The organism is uncultured Azohydromonas sp., assembly GCF_937926365.1.
Lineage (GTDB): Bacteria > Pseudomonadota > Gammaproteobacteria > Burkholderiales > Burkholderiaceae_C > Azohydromonas.
The window spans coordinates 1-19312 of the sequence record NZ_CALAOH010000247.1; the positions used below are offsets into that span (position 1 = coordinate 1).

The 19312-nt window shown below is 68.5% G+C and carries 18 protein-coding genes, 2 tRNA genes and 1 pseudogene; 17 read left to right on the forward strand and 4 right to left on the reverse strand.

Translation table 11 applies throughout. From position 1 onward, the window contains the following. Together mdoH and Q0741_RS27135 are read right to left on the reverse strand one after the other, a co-directional pair. Positions 1 to 1817, reverse strand: a 1817-nt coding sequence (mdoH, locus tag Q0741_RS27130; RefSeq protein ID WP_298236313.1) for a glucans biosynthesis glucosyltransferase MdoH, incomplete at its 3' end; no start/stop codon positions are given. Positions 1818 to 1876: 59 nt separating this feature from the next. Next, positions 1877 to 2326 carry a hypothetical protein gene (locus Q0741_RS27135; protein WP_298236314.1) on the reverse strand — a complete coding sequence of 150 codons (450 nt, stop codon included), beginning with the start codon at positions 2324 to 2326 and terminating at the stop codon, positions 1877 to 1879. A gap of 227 nt (positions 2327 to 2553) precedes the next feature. Between Q0741_RS27135 and Q0741_RS27140 the strand changes: the two genes are divergently transcribed. Further along, a complete protein-coding gene (locus tag Q0741_RS27140; RefSeq protein WP_298236315.1) occupies positions 2554 to 4893 on the forward strand; it encodes a Tex family protein in 2340 nt (779 codons plus the stop codon). A gap of 136 nt (positions 4894 to 5029) precedes the next feature. Beyond that, on the forward strand, positions 5030 to 5602 hold the full coding sequence (locus Q0741_RS27145) for a superoxide dismutase family protein (RefSeq protein WP_298236316.1): 573 nt from the start codon (positions 5030 to 5032) through the stop codon (positions 5600 to 5602). On the opposite strand, the gene Q0741_RS27150 is transcribed toward Q0741_RS27145, so the two are convergent. After that, positions 5589 to 5825 carry a hypothetical protein gene (locus Q0741_RS27150; protein WP_298236317.1) on the reverse strand — a complete coding sequence of 79 codons (237 nt, stop codon included), beginning with the start codon at positions 5823 to 5825 and terminating at the stop codon, positions 5589 to 5591. The two genes, Q0741_RS27145 and Q0741_RS27150, sit on opposite strands and share 14 nt — an antisense overlap. Between Q0741_RS27150 and thrS the strand changes: the two genes are divergently transcribed. From thrS to Q0741_RS27200, 10 genes are all read left to right on the forward strand, one after another. Then, positions 5815 to 7734: a threonine--tRNA ligase gene (gene thrS, locus Q0741_RS27155; RefSeq protein WP_298236318.1), complete on the forward strand. Its 1920-nt coding sequence runs from the start codon at positions 5815 to 5817 to the stop codon at positions 7732 to 7734. The two genes, Q0741_RS27150 and thrS, sit on opposite strands and share 11 nt — an antisense overlap. Positions 7735 to 7800: 66 nt before the next feature. Continuing rightward, positions 7801 to 8349 carry a translation initiation factor IF-3 gene (gene infC / locus Q0741_RS27160; RefSeq protein ID WP_298236327.1) on the forward strand — a complete coding sequence of 183 codons (549 nt, stop codon included), beginning with the start codon at positions 7801 to 7803 and terminating at the stop codon, positions 8347 to 8349. Positions 8350 to 8519: 170 nt separating this feature from the next. Further along, on the forward strand, positions 8520 to 8723 hold the full coding sequence (gene rpmI, locus Q0741_RS27165; protein ID WP_029001830.1) for a 50S ribosomal protein L35: 204 nt from the start codon (positions 8520 to 8522) through the stop codon (positions 8721 to 8723). 25 nt (positions 8724 to 8748) lie between these two features. Next, the gene (gene rplT, locus Q0741_RS27170; RefSeq protein ID WP_029001829.1) at positions 8749 to 9105 is read left to right on the forward strand and encodes a 50S ribosomal protein L20; all 357 of its coding nucleotides are present in this window, start codon (positions 8749 to 8751) and stop codon (positions 9103 to 9105) included. A 123-nt stretch (positions 9106 to 9228) separates the two neighbouring features. Continuing rightward, positions 9229 to 10272 carry a phenylalanine--tRNA ligase subunit alpha gene (gene pheS / locus Q0741_RS27175; RefSeq protein ID WP_298236319.1) on the forward strand — a complete coding sequence of 348 codons (1044 nt, stop codon included), beginning with the start codon at positions 9229 to 9231 and terminating at the stop codon, positions 10270 to 10272. 15 nt (positions 10273 to 10287) lie between these two features. Further along, positions 10288 to 12711, forward strand: a complete 2424-nt coding sequence (pheT, locus tag Q0741_RS27180; protein ID WP_298236320.1) for a phenylalanine--tRNA ligase subunit beta — start codon at positions 10288 to 10290, stop codon at positions 12709 to 12711. A gap of 17 nt (positions 12712 to 12728) precedes the next feature. Next, entirely contained in the window at positions 12729 to 13091 is a 363-nt protein-coding gene (locus tag Q0741_RS27185) for an integration host factor subunit alpha (protein ID WP_051244479.1), read from the forward strand. A gap of 96 nt (positions 13092 to 13187) precedes the next feature. Next, positions 13188 to 13655 (forward strand): MerR family transcriptional regulator, encoded by a 468-nt coding sequence (locus tag Q0741_RS27190; protein WP_298236321.1) that lies wholly within the window; start codon positions 13188 to 13190, stop codon positions 13653 to 13655. A 32-nt stretch (positions 13656 to 13687) separates the two neighbouring features. Beyond that, a tRNA-Pro gene (locus tag Q0741_RS27195) sits at positions 13688 to 13764 on the forward strand. A 281-nt stretch (positions 13765 to 14045) separates the two neighbouring features. Continuing rightward, positions 14046 to 14122, forward strand: a tRNA-Pro gene (locus Q0741_RS27200). A 258-nt stretch (positions 14123 to 14380) separates the two neighbouring features. Here Q0741_RS27200 and Q0741_RS27205 read toward each other — a convergent pair. Beyond that, entirely contained in the window at positions 14381 to 14857 is a 477-nt protein-coding gene (locus tag Q0741_RS27205) for an Lrp/AsnC family transcriptional regulator (protein ID WP_298236322.1), read from the reverse strand. Between the two features lie 170 nt (positions 14858 to 15027). On the opposite strand from Q0741_RS27205, the gene Q0741_RS27210 reads away from it, so the two are divergent. The 5 genes and pseudogenes from Q0741_RS27210 to Q0741_RS27230 form a co-directional block, all read left to right on the forward strand. After that, a complete protein-coding gene (locus Q0741_RS27210; RefSeq protein ID WP_298236323.1) occupies positions 15028 to 16011 on the forward strand; it encodes an ABC transporter substrate-binding protein in 984 nt (327 codons plus the stop codon). Positions 16012 to 16107: 96 nt separating this feature from the next. Then, on the forward strand, positions 16108 to 17046 hold the full coding sequence (locus Q0741_RS27215) for an ABC transporter permease (protein ID WP_298236324.1): 939 nt from the start codon (positions 16108 to 16110) through the stop codon (positions 17044 to 17046). Then, entirely contained in the window at positions 17046 to 17840 is a 795-nt protein-coding gene (locus tag Q0741_RS27220) for an ABC transporter ATP-binding protein (protein ID WP_298236325.1), read from the forward strand. The genes Q0741_RS27215 and Q0741_RS27220 overlap by 1 nt, the downstream gene beginning before the upstream one ends. A 39-nt stretch (positions 17841 to 17879) precedes the next feature. Further along, positions 17880 to 19109, forward strand: coding sequence for a Glu/Leu/Phe/Val dehydrogenase dimerization domain-containing protein (locus tag Q0741_RS27225; RefSeq protein WP_298236326.1), 1230 nt, complete (start codon positions 17880 to 17882; stop codon positions 19107 to 19109). A 17-nt stretch (positions 19110 to 19126) separates the two neighbouring features. Then, positions 19127 to 19312: pseudogene (locus Q0741_RS27230) on the forward strand (4-hydroxyphenylpyruvate dioxygenase); the annotation flags it as partial.

Consider the following 19312-nt stretch of genomic DNA (forward strand, 5'->3'; position numbering starts at 1 on the left):
TATGCCTCGCGCGCTTGCGTGTCGCCTGCGGTGGGCGCGGCCGGCACGTCCGCGAGCTGCAGCTCGTCCGGCGTCAGCCACAAGCCCTGGCGGCGCAGCCAGGCGCCAACCTCGGGACGGCTGGTCCACACCGCCAGGGGCACGGCCAGCAGCAGCGGCAGCCACACCGGCGCCAGCGTCGGCACTTCCGCCAGCCAGGCCACGGCCGCGGCCGGCACGGCCCAGGGGCCGAAGCGGCGCAGCGCGTCGCCCCAGCGCAGGGCCACCGCGTCGCGCGAGGGCGACTTCCAGTCCAGCTTCAGGCCCGTGAGCGCGCCCACCACGAACACGGTGTGCGCCAGCATGCGCAGCGGCGCCTGCAGGGCCGACAGCAGCGCCTCCAGTAGCGCGCCGGCCACCAGCCGCGCCGTGCCGCCGAACTGCGCCGCTTGGCCGCGGTGCAGGATCAGCGCCACGCCCAGCGCCCGGGGCGCGGCCAGCATCGCCAGCGTCAGCACCCACAGCAGCGGCGCGCTGGAGAAGACGTGGGCAGCGCCGTCATCGGCGGCCAGCACGCCCAGGACCATGAACAGCAGCCACAGCGGTGAGGCGACGTAGGACAGCGCGCCGCTGATGAACATGGCGCGGTGCACCGGCGCAAAGCCCGGCTCGGCCACCAGCCAAGCGTTCTGCAGGTTGCCCTGGCACCAGCGGCGGTCGCGCTGCAACTCGTCGAGCAGGTGCGCCGGCGGCTGCTCGAAGCTGCCGGGCAGGTCCACCAGCCAAACCTCGTAGCCGGCGCGGCGCATCAGCGCGGCCTCCACGAAGTCGTGCGACAGGATCTCGCCGCGCAGGCCGCCGCGCCCGGGCAGCGGCGCCAGCGCGCAGTGCTGCATGAAGGGCTCCACGCGCAGCATCGCGTTGTGGCCCCAGTAGTGGGACTCGCCCATCTGCCAGCAGCGCAGGCCCGCGCCGAACAGCGGTGCCGCGACGCGGCCGAGGAACTGCTGCGCGCGCGCATGCAGCGTGTCGTGGCCGCGCGCCACGGGCTGCGTCTGCAGGATGCCCACGCGCGGGTGCTGCTCCATCAGCGCGCGCATGCTCACCAGGCACTCGCCGCTCATCACGCTGTCGGCATCCAGTACCACCATGTAGCGGTAGAGCGCGCCCCAGCGGCGGCAGAAGTCGGCCACGTTGCCGGCCTTGCGCTTGGTGCGGCGGCGGCGGTGGCGGTAGTAGATGCGCTCGCCCAGGCCCGGGCCCAGTTGCGCGCGCAGCGCTTCCCAGGCGCGCAACTCGGCGGCACGCAGCGCTGGGTCGCCGGTGTCGGAGAGGATGAAGACATCGAAGGCGCCGTCCTGGCCCGTGGCGCGCAGCGACTCGCAGGTGTCGCGCAGCCCGGCAATGACGGTGTCGATGTCCTCGTTGCAGATGGGCATGGCCAGCGCCACACGCGCGGCCGGGTCGGGCGCCGCACCGGCGGCCAGCCGCTCGGCCGACAGCGCGTGCGGGTCGCCGCGCAGCAGGCTTACGTAGCCGGCCAGCGCGGTGAAGCAGCCGGCGCTGACCCAGCCGAAGAGCAGGAAGAACAGCAGCAGGTGAGCGGCTTCAATCCAGTCCAGCCCGTCCGCGGCGGCTGGTTGCGCCAGCACCAATGTGGCCGCGGTGGCGGACAGGCCCACGGCCGCGAGCAGCCTGGTGCGGCGCCGCCGCGCGGCCTGCAGCCAGGGCTGCGGGGCCGGCATGCGCTCGCGCGAGCGGGTGCGTTCATCTCCGCCGGTGCCGCGCAGCAGGGATTGCAGCGCGGCGCTGGGGCCAAACCAGCGACGGGGTGTCATGGGCCGCCTCTTCAGAGGCGGCATGGTGGCGGTACGGGCCGCGGTGTTTTGGTCGACGCTCATTGCGGCTGGATGGCGTGGCTCCATGTTTTGCTCAGCACCTGGGTGCCCAATTGATGAAAGACGCGCAGCTCCACAGGTTGCGTGCGCGCCGGACGCTGCCGAGGCGGCGTCATGCACCCACCACCGTAAAACGACGGGCGGTAGGCGTTTGCCTGGTCGGCCCCGGTGCCAGCCCGGGTGGCAAGGTTCATCACCCCGTCCGGCGCGAGGGCCGATGGCGTCAGTAACGCGTAAGCAGCGAAATCGATTACACGTCCCGGCGCGTTTTCGCGTTCCGTGCTGTACGGCCGCCGTTGCGCGAAATCGAGTGCGTGCTCGCGCAACCCGGCGACCGGAACGCCCCATGCCCGTACGGCGCTGCCCACCGCCAGGCGATTGGCGGGCGAAAAAGGCAAAGCGTTTCTGATGGGGCGCCACCGTGAAGCGGCGCTGCGGGATGGATTCATGGGGTTCGGAATGGCACGAAACGTGCCGGGAGGTGCGCCCGATCGGGGCAGGGCAAGCCTATACGGGTGCTTTTTGACGCAACGTTTCCGGGGCGCCCGGGGTGAAACGAGTTGTGGTGCCTCTCTGGGCGGCTGGGCGATGCCCGTGCGCAGCCCCGGGACTCGGGAATACCCAGGGGCGGCGTGGCACACTCGCGCGCTTTCCTAGACCCCCCGATCGACCCGAGTTGGAAAAAATCCTGTTGCAGATTGCGGACGAGCTGAAGGTTCGGCCCGCGCAAGTGCAGGCGGCCGTGGAGCTGCTCGATGGCGGGGCCACCGTGCCCTTCATCGCCCGTTACCGCAAGGAAGCCACCGGCGCCCTGGACGACGCGCAACTGCGCGAGCTGGAAGCCCGGCTGTCCTACCTGCGCGAGCTGGAGGACCGCCGCGCGGCAGTGCTCAAGAGCATCGAGGAGCAGGGCAAGCTCACGCCGGAGCTGCGCGCGGCCATCCTGGCGGTGCCCACCAAGCAGGAGCTCGAAGACCTGTACCTGCCCTACAAGCCCAAGCGCCGCAGCAAGGGGCTGATCGCGCGCGAGGCCGGGCTGGAGCCACTGGCCGACAAGCTGCTGGCCGACCCGATGCTCGATCCGCTGGCCGAGGCCGCCGCCTTCCTCAACCCCGAGGCGGGCTTCGCCGACGCCTTCGCCGTGCTCGACGGCGTGCGCGACCTGCTCTCCGAGCGCTGGGCCGAGGACGCCGCGCTGGTGGGCCCGCTGCGCGAGTGGTTGTGGGCCGAAGGTTTCATCCGCAGCAAGCGCGTCGAGGGCAAGGACGAGAACAACGCCGACGTCGCCAAGTACCGCGACTACTTCGACCACCAGGAGCCGATCCGCGGCATGCCCTCGCACCGCGCGCTGGCGGTGTTCCGCGGGCGGGCGCAGGAAATCTTGGACGTGCGGCTGGTGCTGGACGAAGAGCTCGTCCCTGGCCAGCCCTCGCTGGCTGAGGGTAAGATCGCCATCCACCTGGGCTGGAGCCACCGCAAGCGCCCGGCCGATGAGCTGATCCGCAAGACCATCGCCTGGACCTGGAAGGTCAAGCTGAGCCTGAGCCTGGAGCGGGACCTGTTCTCGCGCCTGCGCGAGGAGGCGGAGATGGTGGCGATCAAGGTCTTCGCCGAGAACCTGCGCGACCTGCTGCTGGCTGCGCCCGCGGGCAAGCGCGTGGTGATGGGGCTGGACCCGGGCATCCGCACCGGCGTGAAGGTGGCGGTGGTGAGCGACACCGGCAAGGTGCTGGACACGGCCACCGTCTATCCGCACGAGCCGCGGCGTGACTGGGACGGCGCGCTGCACACGCTGCAGCGGCTGTGCGCCGCGCACGGCGTGAACCTGATCGCCATCGGCAACGGCACCGCCAGCCGCGAGACCGACAAGCTCGCCGCCGACCTCATCAAGCGGTTGCAGCAGCTCGCGCCCGACGTACGCGTGGAGAAGGTGGTGGTGAGCGAGGCGGGCGCGTCGGTCTACTCGGCCAGCGAGTTCGCCAGCAAGGAGCTGCCGGAGCTGGACGTGAGCCTGCGCGGCGCGGTGAGCATCGCGCGACGGGTGCAGGACCCGCTGGCGGAGTTGGTGAAGATCGACCCCAAGAGCATCGGCGTAGGCCAGTACCAGCACGACGTCAACCAGGGCCAGCTTGCGCGCACGCTGGACGCGGTGGTGGAGGACTGCGTCAACGGCGTGGGCGTGGACCTGAACACCGCCTCGGCGCCGCTGCTGTCACGCGTCTCGGGCCTGTCGGCCACGGTGGCGGCCTCGGTGGTGCGCTGGCGCGACCAGCACGGTGCCTTCCGCAGCCGGCGCCAGCTGCTGGACGTCACGGGGCTGGGCCCCAAGACCTTCGAGCAGGCCGCGGGCTTCCTGCGCATCCGCGACGGCGACAACCCGCTGGACATGTCGGGCGTGCACCCGGAAACCTACCCGGTGGTGGAGAAGATCATCGCCGCGGCCGGGCGGCCGATCCGCGACCTGATGGGCAACACCGTCGTCATCTCCAAGCTCAAGCCCGAGGCCTTCGCCGACGAGCGCTTCGGCGCCATCACGGTCAAGGACATCCTGGGCGAGCTGCTGAAGCCCGGGCGCGACCCGCGGCCGGACTTCAAGGTGGCGCGCTTCAACGAGGGCGTGGAGGACATCAAGGACCTGCAGCCCGGCATGGTGCTGGAGGGCACGGTGAGCAACGTGGCGCAGTTCGGCGCCTTCGTGGACCTGGGCGTGCACCAGGACGGCCTGGTGCACGTGAGCCAGCTTGCCAACAAGTTCGTGGCCGACGCGCGCGAGGTGGTCAAGACCGGTGACATCGTCAAGGTGCGCGTCGTGGAGGTGGACCTGGCGCGCGGGCGCATCGCGCTGAGCATGCGCACCGACGCGGGGGCTCAGCGTGGCGGCGCGGGGAGTGGCGCGGGCGGCAACGCCTTCCGCCCCGCCGGGCGCAACGAACGCGCCGGACGCGGCCAGGGCGGCGCGCCGGCGCCGCAGGGCGCGATGGCGGCGGCTTTTGCGAAGCTGCAGAAGCGCGGCTGAGTGCGGGCAGGGCGGCGATGGCGGCTAAGCTGCGGCCTGGCGTCCTGCCCGAGGCTGTCGTAGGCATGCCGGCTGCAGGATCGTGCCGCAGTCGCGCTATCGTTGCGACCTCATCCGCATTGGCATGGAGAACCTCATGAAGGTGTTGAGCTGGAGCAGGGTTGTGGGCATGGCGGCGCTGGCCGCGGCATTGGCCGGCTGTGCCGGGCATCGCCACGGCGGGCCGGAGGGCGGCATGGGCAGCCACGGCGGCGGCATGATGATGCCCTCCGCGATGGCGACGCTCTCGCCGACCCAGGGTCAGACGGCCGGCGGCCAGGTGATGTTCCACGACATGGGCGGGCATTTGATAGCGCACGCGCGCCTCACCGGTCTCAAGCCCAACGCCGAGCACGGCTTCCACGTGCACGAGAAGGGCGACTGCTCCGCGCCCGACGCCACGAGCGCCGGCGGCCACTTCAACCCTGACAACCAGCCGCACGGCGGGCAGGACGTCGCGCATCACGCCGGCGACATGCCCAACGTGCGCACCGACGCCAGCGGCAACGCGGACGTGCGCATCATGCTGCAGGGCATTTCTGTGGGCGGTGCCAAGGGCGACATCGTGGGCCGCTCGGTGGTGGTGCACGCGCAGCCGGACGACTACCGCTCGCAGCCCGCAGGCAACTCGGGCACGCGCATCGCTTGCGGCGTCATCACGCGACGCTGAGCGGCACGCCCGGCGCGCGCAGGGGGCAGGCAGCCTGATTTAGAATCGGTACCTTCCCCGAATCCAGCAAGAGCGAGAAAGGCACCCTGGTTATGACACCGCGAACTTCGACCTTCGCCGAGGTTTCGTAGTCGCTGCCGCGCGTCATTTCCTTGTCTTTTCGTTCCTGAAGCGCGGTTTCCCACCGCGCTTTTTCATTTCCGGAGTCTCCGATGATTGCCATCCAGCTGCCCGACGGTTCGCGCCGCGAGTTCCCCGCACCCGTCACCGTCGCCGAAGTCGCTGCCTCCATCGGCCCTGGCCTGGCCAAGGCGGCGTTGGCTGGGCGCATCGGCCATGGCAAGGAAGCCAAGCTGGTGGACCTGAGCTACCGCATCGAGCAGGACACGCCGCTGGCCATCGTCACCGACAAGGATGAGGACGGGCTGGAACTCATCCGCCACTCCACGGCCCACCTGCTGGCCTACGCGGTGAAGGAACTGTTCCCGGAGGCGCAGGTCACCATCGGGCCGGTCATCGAAAACGGCTTCTATTACGACTTCTCGTACAAGCGCCCGTTCACGCCCGAGGATCTGCAGGCGATCGAGAAGCGCATGGCCGAGCTGGCCAAGAAGGACGAGAAGGTCACGCGTCGCGTGCTGCCGCGCGACGAGGCCGTGGCCTACTTCAAGGGGCTGGGCGAGGACTACAAGGCCGAGATCATCAGCAGCATCCCGCAGGGCGAGGACGTGTCGCTGTACCGCGAGGGCGGCTTCGAGGACCTGTGCCGCGGCCCGCACGTGCCGTCCACGGGCAAGCTCAAGCACTTCAAGCTGATGAAGGTGGCCGGTGCCTACTGGCGCGGTGATCACCGCAACGAGATGCTGCAGCGCATCTACGGTACGGCCTGGGCCACGAAGGAAGACCTGCAGCAGTACCTGCACCGGTTGGAGGAGGCCGAGAAGCGCGACCACCGCAGGCTCGGCCGTGAATTGGACCTGTTCCACATCGACGATCACGCGCCGGGCGTGGTGTTCTGGCATCCCAAGGGCTGGACGGTGTGGCAGGAGGTGGAACAGTACATGCGCCGCGTCTACCGCGACAACGGCTACCAGGAGGTCAAGGGGCCGCAGATTTTGGACCGCACCTTGTGGGAAGCCACGGGGCACTGGGACAAGTACCGCGACAACATGTTCACGACGGAGTCGGAGAAGCGTGACTACGCGCTTAAGCCGATGAACTGTCCTGGGCACATCCTGATTTTCAAGCAGGGCATCAAGAGCTACCGCGACCTGCCACTGCGCTACGGCGAGTTCGGTCAGTGCCATCGCAACGAACCCAGCGGTGGCCTGCACGGAATCATGCGCGTGCGCGGCTTTACCCAGGATGACGGTCACATCTTCTGCACCGAGGACATGATCCTGGACGAGTGTGTGACCTACACGGCGCTGCTGCAGAAGGTCTACAAGGACTTTGGCTTCACGGAGATCCTGTACAAGGTGGCCACGCGGCCGGATGCGCGCATCGGCTCCGATGAGATCTGGGACAAGGCCGAGCAGGCGCTCATCGAGAGCCTCAAGCGCTCAGGCTGCGACTACGTCATCGCTCCCGGCGACGGCGCGTTCTACGGTCCGAAGATTGAGTACACGCTCAAGGATGCGCTGGGCCGGCAGTGGCAGTGCGGCACGATGCAGGTGGACTTCTCCATGGCGCAGCGCTTGGGTGCGGAGTACGTGGCCGAGTCCGGCGAGCGCCGCACGCCGGTGATGCTGCACCGCGCCATCGTCGGCAGCCTGGAGCGTTTCATCGGCATCCTCATCGAGCAGCACGCCGGCGCGCTGCCGACTTGGCTGTCGCCGGTGCAGGCCGTGGTGGCCTGCATCACGGACGCGCAGGCGGACTATGCGCAGGAAGTAGTGAAAGCGCTTCAAAAACAAGGAGTTAGGGCGCAGGCCGATTTGCGCAATGAGAAGATCACGTATAAAATCCGCGAGCATTCTTTGCAAAAGGTTCCGTTCATCCTTGTCGTGGGCGACAAGGAGAAGGCAAACGGGGCAGTTGCAGTGCGCGCCCGGGGCAATCAGGACCTTGGGGTGATGTCCCTGGCAGACTTCAACAGCAAGATCGCCGAGGCCATTGCCGGCAAGGCTTGAGGGCCCCGTCCGCATTGTGTTTGAACGTCACGGCCGGGCGCCTTCGGCCGACATGAGGTCTTCACCATCGCTACTTTCTTCGATCGTCGCATTCCCAACGCGGAGCGCAAGCACCGGCTGAACCGGGAGATCACGGCGCCGCAAGTGCGGCTCAATGGTCCCAACAACGAGCCTCTGGGTATCGTGAGCATCCAGGAGGCGTTGCGAATGGCCGGCGAGGCCGACGTCGATCTGGTGGAAATCGCGGCCCAGGCTGATCCGCCGGTGTGCCGGCTGATGGACTACGGCAAGTTCAAGTACCAGGAGCAGAAGAAGGCAGCCGAGGCCAAGGCCAAGCAAAAGGTCATCGAGGTCAAGGAAGTCAAGTTCCGCCCCGGTACCGATGAAGGCGACTACGCGATCAAGATGCGCAACCTGCGCCGCTTCATCGCGGAGGACGGCGACAAGGGCAAGGTCACGCTGCGTTTCCGCGGTCGCGAGATCACGCACCAGGAAATCGGCATGCGGCTGCTGGAGCGCATCCGCGACGAGCTCGCCGACGTGGCGGTGGTCGAGCACATGCCCAAGCTCGAAGGCCGCCAGATGATCATGGTGCTGGCACCGCGGCGCAAGTAAGCACCAGCACGAGCAAGGTTCGGCGCCGCCGGTTTGGTTACCGGCGGTGCCAACGGTTCGATTGCCGACGTTTTGGCGGTAGTCGCGACACCAGAAGCCGTTGCGGGCCGACAAGCACCGCGGATGAGTTTTCCGCGGTCGCCCGCAAGGGTCACTTACAAGGAGCAGTCATGCCCAAGATGAAGACCAAGAGCAGCGCGAAGAAGCGTTTTCGCGTTCGTCCGGGTGGCACCGTGAAGCGCGGTCAGGCATTCAAGCGCCACATCCTCACTAAGAAGACCACGAAGAACAAGCGCCAGTTGCGTGGCGCTGCCAACGTGCATGAGACCAACATGGGCCACATCGCCGCGATGCTGCCCTTCGCTGGCCTCTGAGCTTCAAGGTTAAAGGAGTAGAACCATGCCTCGCGTCAAACGTGGTGTAACCGCACGCGCCCGTCACAAGAAGGTCCTGGCCCTGGCCAAGGGCTTCCGCGGCCGCCGCAAGAACGTCTTCCGCATTGCCAAGCAGGCGGTGATGAAGGCAGGCCAGTATGCCTACCGTGACCGCCGTGCCAAGAAGCGCGTGTTCCGTCAGCTGTGGATCGCCCGTATCAACGCGGCCTCGCGTTCGCTCGGCGTGACCTACAGCAAGTTCATGGCCGGCCTGAAGAAGGCCCAAATCGACATCGACCGCAAGGTCCTGGCCGACTTGGCCGTCAACGATCCGGCCGCCTTCGGCAGCATCGTCGAGAAGGTGAAGGCCCAACTCGCCTGAGTTACGCCCGCGGCTGTCGTTGCGACTGCCGCGCGCTGTCCCGGTCCTGTCACGGACCGGACGCATCCTCTAAAGGCCGGCACCTGGTGACCGGCCTTTTTTTATCGCCCCGTCCAGCATCCCATGAACGACCTCGATCCCCTGGTGTCGTCCGCGCGCGCCGACTTTGCAGCCGCCGCGACGCCGGCCGAGCTGGAGAACGCCAAGGCGCGCTACCTCGGCAAGACCGGCCGCCTCACCGAATTGATGAAGGGCCTGGCCGCGCTGCCGCCCGAGCAGAAGAAGGCCCGCGGCGCCGAGATCAACGCCCTAAAGCAGCAGGTCGAAGCCGCCCTCACCGCGCGCCGCCAGGCGCTGGCCGATGCGGAACTGGAGCGTCAGCTGCAGGCCGAGGCACTGGACGTGACGCTGCCCGGCCGTCGCCGCGGCAGTGGCGGGCTGCACCCGGTCTCGCGCACCCTGGAGCGCATTGAAGCCATTTTCGGCTCCATGGGCTTTGCCGTGGCCGACGGTCCCGAAATCGAAAACGACTGGTTCAACTTCACCGCGCTGAACACGCCCGCCGACCACCCGGCGCGCTCGATGCACGACACCTTCTACGTCGACGCCCAAGGCCCCGCCGGCGGCTACCTGCTGCGCACGCACACCAGCCCGATGCAGGTGCGCCATGCGGTGCAGCACGTCAAGGCGCATGCGTGCAAGGGCGGCGAGATGCCCGAGATCCGCGTCATCGCACCGGGCCGCACTTACCGCGTGGACAGCGACGCTACGCATTCGCCGATGTTCCACCAGTGCGAAGGCTTGTGGATCGGCCGCAACGTCAGCTTCAAGGACCTGAAGGCGGTCTTCGCCGACTTCTTCCGCAACTTCTTCGAGACGGACGATCTGCAGATCCGCTTCCGTCCGTCCTTCTTCCCCTTTACCGAGCCTTCGGCGGAGGTGGACATCGCCTTCAGCAGCGGGCCGCTCAAGGGTCGCTGGCTGGAAGTCGCAGGCTCGGGCCAGGTACATCCCAACGTAGTGCGCAACTTCGGTCTCGATCCGGAGGAGTACATCGGCTTCGCATTCGGCATGGGCCCGGACCGGCTGACCATGCTGCGCTACGGTGTCAATGACCTGCGCCTGTTCTTCGACGGCGACCTGCGCTTCCTCTCGCAGTTCAAGTAAAGGCTGAGATCGACCATGCAATTTCCCGAGTCCTGGCTGCGCGCGTTCTGCAACCCGCCGCTGAGCACCGCCGAGCTGGCCGACACCCTGACCATGGCCGGCCTGGAGGTGGAAGAGCTGCGCCCGGCCGCTCCCGCCTTTAGCCGCATCGTGGTGGGCGAGATCCTGGAAGCCGAGCAGCATCCCAACGCCGACCGCCTGCGCGTATGCAAGGTCAACGCCGGCGAGTTTTCCAAGGACGGCCCGCTGCAGATCGTCTGTGGCGCACCCAACGCCCGCGCCGGCATCCGCGTCCCGCTGGCGCTGGTGGGTGCCGAGCTGCCTCCGGGTGAGGATGGCAAGCCCTTCCAGATCAAGCTGGGCAAGCTGCGCGGCGTCGAGAGCCACGGCATGCTGTGCTCGGCGCGCGAACTGCAGCTGTCCGAGGAGCACGGCGGCCTGCTGGAGCTGGCTGCCGACGCTCCCGTGGGCGCCGATGTGCGCGAGGTGCTCAACCTCGACGACACGCTCTTCACGCTCAAGCTCACACCCAACCTGGCGCACTGCCTGAGCGTGTACGGCATTGCGCGCGAAGTCGCCGCGCTGACCGGTACGCCGCTGCAGACGCCGTGCTTCGAGCCCGTGCCCGCGGCGCATGACGTGCGGCTGCCCGTGCGCGTCGAGGCTGCCGACCTGTGCGGCCGCTTCTCCGGCCGTGTCATCCGCGGCATCAATCCACAGGCCCAGACGCCGGCGTGGATGGTGGAGCGCCTGGCGCGCTGCGGCCAGCGCTCGGTCAGCGCGCTGGTGGACATCTCGAACTACGTGATGTTCGAGTACGGCCGTCCCAGCCACATCTTCGACCTCGACAAGATCCACGACAACCTGGTCGTGCGCTGGGGCCGGCAGGGCGAGCAGCTGAAGCTGCTCAACGGCAACACCGTCGAGCTCGACGAGCAGGTGGGCGTGATCGCGGATGCGCAGGCGGTGGAGTCGCTGGCCGGCATCATGGGTGGCGACGCCACGGCCGTCTCCGACGACACGCGCAACGTTTACGTCGAGGCCGCCTTCTGGTGGCCGCAGGCGGTGGCAGGGCGCTCGCGCCGCTTCAACTTCAGCACCGACGCGGGCCACCGCTTCGAGCGCGGCGTCGATCCGGCGCTGACGGTGGAGCACATCGAGCACCTGACGCGGCTGATCCTGGACATCTGCGGCGGCGAGGCCGGCCCGATCGACGACCAGGTGCTGCGGCTGCCCGAGCGCAAGCCCGTGACGCTGCGCGTGGCGCGTGCCGCGCGCGTGATCGGCATGCCCATCACGCAGGCGCAGTGCGCCGAGGTGTTCCGCCGCCTGGGCCTGGAGTTCAGCGAAGGCGAGGGCACGCTCACCGTCACGCCGCCGACCTGGCGCTTCGACCTGCAGATCGAGGAAGACCTGATCGAGGAGGTGATCCGCATCGTCGGCTTCAACAAGCTGCCCGACACGCCGCCGATCGCCCCGGTCACGGCCCACGTGCGCCCGGAGAACCGGCGCAGCACGCATGCGCTGCGCCACCTGATGGCGGACCTGGATTACCAGGAAACGATCAACTTCAGCTTCGTCGAGGAGCGCTGGGAGCGGGAGCTGGCCGGCAACGCCGACCCGATCCGCGTGCTCAACCCCATCGCCGCGCCGCTGGCGGTGATGCGCTCCAGCCTGCTGGGCAGCTTGGTGAACGTGCTGCGCTACAACCTGGCGCGCAAGGCGCCGCGCGTGCGGGTGTTCGAGATCGGCCGCGTGTTCCAGCGCGATGCCTCGGTGACCGACAGCGACACCAGCGTCGCCGGCGTGCACCAGCCGCGGCGCCTGGCGGGCCTGGCCTTCGGCAGCGAGCACGAGCTGCAATGGGGTCAGCGCGAGCGCGGCGTGGACTTCTTCGACGTCAAGGGCGACGTGGAAGCGCTGCTGGCGCCGCTGCAGCCCAAGTTCGTGGCCGACACCCATCCAGCGCTGCACCCCGGGCGCAGCGCACGCGTGGAGATCGACGGCGTGAGCATCGGCTGGATCGGCGAGTTGCATCCGCGCTGGCGCCAGGCCTACGAGCTGCCGCAGGCGCCGGTGCTGTTCGAGCTGGAGCTTGATGCGCTGCTGCAGCGTCCGGTGCCCGAGTTCACGCCCATCCCGCGCCAGCAGTCGGCTGTGCGCGACGTGGCGCTGGTGGCCCGCGAAGACCTCGGCCATGATGCGCTGATGAGTGTCATCCTCGACGACGACAGCGCCCTGGTGCGCTCGGCCAGGCTGTTCGATCTCTACAAGCCCGCCACGCCGGTGGCCGGCATCGAGGCGGGCGAGCGCAGCCTGGCGGTGCGGGTGGAGCTTCTCGATCCGCAGGCCACGCTCACCGATGAGCGCATCGACGCCGTCGTCGCCGCGTTGTTGCAGCGGCTGCAGCAGCGCCTGGGTGTGCGGCTGCGCGGCTGAGGAGGGGACCCAGGACCATGAACGACATCACCAATCCGCCCGAGTCCGTGTTGCTGCCCAGCATCGAGACGCCGACGCTGACCAAGGCCGAGCTGTCCGAGCTGCTGTTCGAGCGGCTGGGCCTGAACAAGCGCGAGTCCAAGGACATGGTGGAGGCCTTCTTCGACATCCTGCACGGCGCGTTGGTGCAGGGTCAGGAGGTGAAGCTCTCGGGCTTCGGGAACTTCAACATTCGCCGCAAAGCGCCGCGCCCAGGCCGCAACCCGCGTACCGGCGAGACCATTCCCATCAACGCGCGCAACGTTGTCACTTTCCATGCGAGCCACAAGCTCAAAGGGCTGGTGCAGGGCGATGCCGACGCCCACGACGACGCCGAGTGAGGGCGTGAGCGCGGACTGCCGGTCAGCCGGGGTGTTCAGCCGCCGCGCCTCTTTTGCTGAGCGCGGCGGCCCGAGCTTCCGCGTGGCCTCCTTGTGATGGACAAGACGCCGCCGCCGGGCAAGGCCTCGTTGCCCGAGATCCCCGCCAAGCGCTACTTCACCATCGGAGAGGTCAGCGAGCTTTGCGGCGTCAAGCCTTATGTGCTGCGCTACTGGGAGCAGGAGTTCTCGCAGCTCAAGCCCATGAAGCGCCGGGGCAACCGGCGCTACTACCAGCATCACGAGGTGCTGCTGATCCGCCGCATCCGGGACCTGCTCTACGAGCAGGGTTTCACCATCAACGGTGCGCGCAACCGCCTGGCCGATGAGTCCCCGCGCGGTGCCGCGTTGCGTGCCGCCTCCCAGGCGCTGGCCGTGGAGCCGGATTCGTTGGAGCCCGAAGATGCGCCGGTAGCCGAGGAGCTGCCGGAATTTCCACTGTCCGTCGGCGGCAGCCATCCCGATCTGCTGGAAGAGTTACGTGCGGAGCTTTTTCAGATTCGCGCGCTGCTTGACCAGAAATAGCAGATTGGTGTTATACTTTCAGCTTCAGTCGTCGGGGTGTAGCGCAGCCTGGTAGCGCACTTGCATGGGGTGCAAGGGGTCGCGAGTTCGAATCCCGCCACCCCGACCAAAAAAGCCGAGGCCCGGTGTCCACAAGACACCGGGCCTTTTGCTTTTTGCGCGCAAGCCCGTGAAAGCCTCCACGCGGTGACACGGCCATGGCCTTCTTGAGCAGCGCGCGCAAGACGAAAGGCACAAGAGGAGTCGGCAGCCGCAGGCTGCCAGTTGCGGACGCGCACGGCCCGAGCATGCGGTTAGAGTTGCAGGCGCAACCAGGAAGGTTGTGCGTGAAACTTCTTGCGCAGTGGGATAACCGCATCCGGAATGCGGTATACTTTCAGCTTCAGTCGTCGGGGTGTAGCGCAGCCTGGTAGCGCACTTGCATGGGGTGCAAGGGGTCGCGAGTTCGAATCCCGCCACCCCGACCAAAAAAGCCGAAGCCCGGTGTCCACAGGACACCGGGCTTTTCGCATTGTTGCGCCATGACTTTTATAGCGGCCGGTGGCAAGCCTTGCGAGCGGGACTCGGTGCCGAGCCACATAGCCAGCGCACCCGCCTGGCCGACGGGCTGTACCGGCGCGCGCCAGGATGCCGAGGCGGCGCTGGTGCCCGCAGCGGGCCGCGGCGACGAAGCACGGCCGCCCGGCAAGCGTTGAGCGGGCATGGGCGCGGACGCTACCGCCGCGTCAACCCTGCGTCAGCGGCAGCGTGGCGGTGCACTTGATCTCGTCCAGGCACACGCTGGAGCGCACGCTGTTGACGCCGGGCAGGCGCATCAGCGTCTCCATCAGGAAGGTGGACAGCGCCTTCAGGTCCTGCGCCACCACTTTGAGCACGTAGTCGAAGTCGCCCGTCACCGAGTAGCACTCCAGCACCTGCGGCAGGTCCGCCACCAGGCGCTGGAAGCTGGGCAGATCGCGCAGGTGGCCCTTTTCCATGCCGATGTGGATGAAGGCCACCACCGTCAGCCCCAGCCGGCGCGCGTCCAGCTGCGCGTGGTAGCCGGCGATCAGGCCCAGCTCCTCCAGCCGCCGGTGGCGCCGGTGGCACTGCGCCGGCGACAGCCCCGCGGCTTCCGCCAGCTCCAGGTTCGAGGCCCGGCCCTGGGCCTGCAGGTGCGCCAGGATTCGGCAGTCGATTCGATCCAGATCAAAGGCGTGCAAGGGAATCTCCCGCTTCGGACGATGCACGAAATTTTGTCTCGCTTTCAGGGGAAGGTCCCGACGCTTGATGCAAAGCAATTGCGCGTGCCGGTCCCTAAAGTTTCGCCTGTTCGAAACGACTGCCGCGACGGGCCACGAGCCCGGAATGGGCCGATACCAGGAGACACCCCATGCAAAAAGCTTTCATCCGCACCGCGCTGGCGGGCCTCACGCTGGCTTCGCTGCTGCCGCTGGGCGCGCAGGCCGCTGACGTCGCCGCCAAGCGCGTGGCCGTCACCGCCATCGTCGAGCACCCGGCACTGGACGCCGCGCGCGACGGCGTGCGCGACGAGCTCAAGGCGGCGGGCTACGAGGTCGGCAAGAACCTGTCCTTCGAGTACCAGAGCGCGCAGGGCAACACCGGCACGGCGGCGCAGATCGCGCGCAAGTACGTGGGCGACAAGCCCGATGCCATCGTCGCCATTGCGACCCCTTCGGCGCAGGCGGCCGTGGCGGCCACGCGCGACATCCCGGTGGTGTTCTCCGCCGTCACCGATCCCGTCGCCGCGCGCCTGGTCAAGAGCTGGGAGCCCGCCGGCGGCAACGTCACCGGCGTGTCGGACGCCTCGCCGCTGGAGAAGCACCTGGAGCTGATGCTGCGCGTGCGCCCGCAGGCCAAGAAGGTGGGCGTGATCTACAACCCGGGCGAAGCCAATTCCGTGGCCATCGTGCAGGCGCTGAAAAAAGCCACCGCCGCCGCCGGGCTGACGCTGGTGGAAGCCGCCGCCCCGCGCACCGTGGACGTGCCCGGCGCCGCGCAGAGCGTGGTCAACAAGGCCGATGTGATCTACGCGCCCACCGACAACAACGTGATGTCCGCCTTCGAGGGCATCGTCAAGGTGGCGCAGCAGGCCAAGCTGCCGGTGGTTGCGGCCGATACCGACGCCGTCAAGCGCGGCGCCGTGGCCGCCCTGGGCCTGAACTACTACGACCTCGGCCGCCAGACCGGCAAGCTCGTGGTGCGCATCCTCAACGGCGAGAAGCCCGGCGCCATCGCCGCGCAGACCAGCCAGAAGTTCGAGCTGCACGTGAACCCCGAAGCGGCGCAGAAGCAGGGCGTCACGCTGCCCGAGGACTTGCTCAAGGCCGCCAAGCTGACCGTCGCCCAGAAGTAAGCGCGGCGCTCCTTTTACCCCTCTCCCTCAACAAGCTGAGCGTCCGGCGCGCCTGAAGCGGCGCGCCCGGGCGGAGCCTTGCCGCAGGAAAACCTCATGTCGTTGATTGCATCACTCGGCGCCCTGGAGATCGGCCTCGTGTTCGGCCTGGTCGCGCTGGGCGTCTTCATCTCCTTCCGCGTCATCAACTTCCCCGATCTGACGGTCGATGGCAGCTTTCCCCTGGGCGGCGCCGTGGCGGCGACGCTGATCGTCGCGGGCTGGCACCCGCTGGCGGCCACCGCCGTGGCCGTGGCGGCGGGCGCCGCGGCCGGCGCGCTCACCGCCTGGCTGCACGTGGGGCTGCGCATCATGCAGCTGCTGGCCAGCATCCTGGTGATGATCGCGCTGTACTCGATCAACCTGCGCGTGATGGGCAAGCCCAACGTGGCGCTGATCACCGAGCCGACGCTCTTCAGCCTGTTCGCCTTCAACGACTGGCCCGACTACGTGTTCAAGCCGCTGCTGCTGCTGGCGATCGTGGCGGTGGTCAAGGGCCTGCTGGACCTGTTCTTCGCCTCCGAGGCCGGCCTGGCGATGCGCGCCACGGGCAACAACGCCCGCATGTCCCGCGCGCAGGGCATCTCCACCGACCGCTTCACCATCTACGGCCTGGCGCTGTCCAACGCGCTGGTGGCGCTGGCCGGCGCGCTGTTCGCGCAGACCCAGGGCGGCGCCGACATCTCCATGGGCGTGGGCACCATCGTCATCGGCCTGGCCGCCGTGATCGTGGGCGAGACGCTGCTGCCGGCGCGCGGCCTGGTGCTGGCCACGCTGTCCTGCGTGCTGGGCGCCGTGCTCTACCGCTTCTTCATCGCCGGCGCGCTCAACAGCGACTTCCTGGGCCTGCAGGCGCAGGACCTCAACCTCGTCACCGCCGTGCTCGTGGCGCTGGCGCTGCTGGCGCCCCAGATCAAGCGCCGCTTCCTCAAGCGGCCGGCACGCAAGGCTGCCGCCCCCGCTGCCCAATCCACGACTGCCAAAGGAGCCCTGTGATGCTGCGCGCGCAACGACTGGAACTTACCTTCAACCCCGGCACGCCGATCGAGAACCGCGCGCTGCGCGGGCTGGACCTGGAGATTCCCGCCGGCCAGTTCGTCACCGTCATCGGCTCCAACGGCGCGGGCAAGTCCACCTTCCTGAACGCGATCAGCGGTGACCTGCTGGTGGACAGCGGCCGCATCGAGATCGCCGGCGAGGACGTCACGCGGCGCAACGCCTGGCAGCGCAGCGCGCTGGTGGCGCGCGTGTTCCAGGACCCGATGGCCGGCACCTGCGAGGCGCTGACCATCGAGGAGAACATGGCGCTGGCCTGGAAGCGCGGGCAGGGCCGGGGACTGGGCCTCACGCTCAACCGCGCGCTGCGCGAGGAGTTCCGCGCCAAGCTGCGCACGCTCAACCTGGGCCTGGAGAACCGGCTGGCCGACCGCATGGGGCTGCTCTCCGGCGGCCAGCGCCAGGCCGTGAGCCTGCTGATGGCCTCGCTGCAGCCCTCCAAGCTGCTGCTGCTGGACGAGCACACCGCGGCGCTGGACCCGCGCACGGCCGCCTTCGTGCTGGAGCTCACCGACCGCATCGTCAACGAGTCCAGGCTCACCGCGCTGATGGTCACGCACAGCATGCGCCAGGCGCTGGACCACGGCCACCGCACCGTGATGCTGCACCAGGGCCGCGTGGTGCTGGACGTCTCCGGCACGCAGCGCGAGGGCCTGGACGTGCCCGACCTGCTGCGCCTGTTCGAGCGCACCCGCGGCGAGCGCGTGGACGACGACAAGCTGCTGCTGGCTTGAGCCGGCAGCCCACAGATGCACAAGCAACCGGAGACCCCCATGAAAGACCTGCTCCAACGCTTCGAGAACAAGCCGCCCGAGATCGTGTTCGAGTGGCATGACGACCAGACGCCCGCGCGCGGCTGGGTGGTGATCAACAGCCTGCGCGGCGGCGCCGCGGGCGGCGGCACGCGCATGCGCCGGGGCCTGGACCGGCGCGAGGTCGAGTCGCTGGCCAAGACCATGGAAGTGAAGTTCGCCGTCTCCGGCCCCGCCATCGGCGGCGCCAAGTCCGGCATCGACTTCGACCCGGCCGACCCGCGCAAGGAAGACGTGCTGCGCCGCTGGTACAAGGCCGTGGCGCCGCTGCTCAAGAGCTACTACGGCACCGGCGGCGACCTCAACGTGGACGAGGTGCACGAGGTGATTCCCATCACCGAGAGCCACGGCCTGTGGCACCCGCAGGAAGGCGTGGTCAACGGCCACTTCAACCCGGACCAGAGCGAGCGCATCCGCAAGGTGGGGCAGCTGCGCCGCGGCGTGTCGCATGCCGTGGAGGACTCGCGCTTCACGCCCTCCGTCTCGCGCCGCTACACGGTGGCGGACCTCATCACCGGCTGGGGCGTGGCCGAGTCGGTGCGCCACCAGCGGCGGCTGTGGGGCCGGTCGCTGGAAGGCCAGCGCGTGATCGTGCAGGGCTGGGGCAACGTGGGCGCCGCGGCGGCCTACTACCTGGCGCAGGCCGGCGCGACGCTGGTGGGCATCATCGACCGCGAGGGCGGCCTGCTGCGCCCGCAGGGCTTCAGCTTCGAGGAGGTGAGGGCGCTGTTCCTGGGCCGTCGCGGCAACCAGCTCGCCGCCGATGACTTGTTGCCCTTCGACGAGGTCAACCGCCGCATCTGGAGCCTGGGCGCGGAGATTTTCCTGCCCTGCGCCGCCTCGCGCCTGGTGACGCGCGAGCAGGTGGACGCCATGGTCGCGGCCGGGCTGGATGTGATCGCCTGCGGTGCCAACGTGCCCTTTGCCGACAGCGAAATCTTCTACGGCCCGATCCAGGAGCACGCCGATGGCCGCGTGGCCGTGATCCCCGACTTCATCGCCAACTGCGGCATGGCGCGCGCCTTCGCCTTCCTGATGGGCGACGAGGCCCGCGACGGCGAGGCCGCCATTTTCGAGGACGTGTCTTCCACCATTGCCGCGGCACTGCAGCGCTGCCGCGAGCGCTCGGCCGAGCCCACCGGGCTGGCCCGCAGCGCCTACGCCATCACCCTGGACCAGCTGGTCCGATAACCCCAGGAGGAGCCACCATGAACGCCAATACTGACCTGTTCGAGAACCCGATGGGCCTGATGGGCTTCGAGTTCGTCGAGTTCGCATCGCCCACCCCGGGCGTGCTGGAACCGATCTTCGAGAAGCTCGGCTTCAGCCTCGTCGCCAAGCACCGCTCCAAGGACGTGCTGCTGTACCGCCAGGGCGACATCAACTTCATCGTC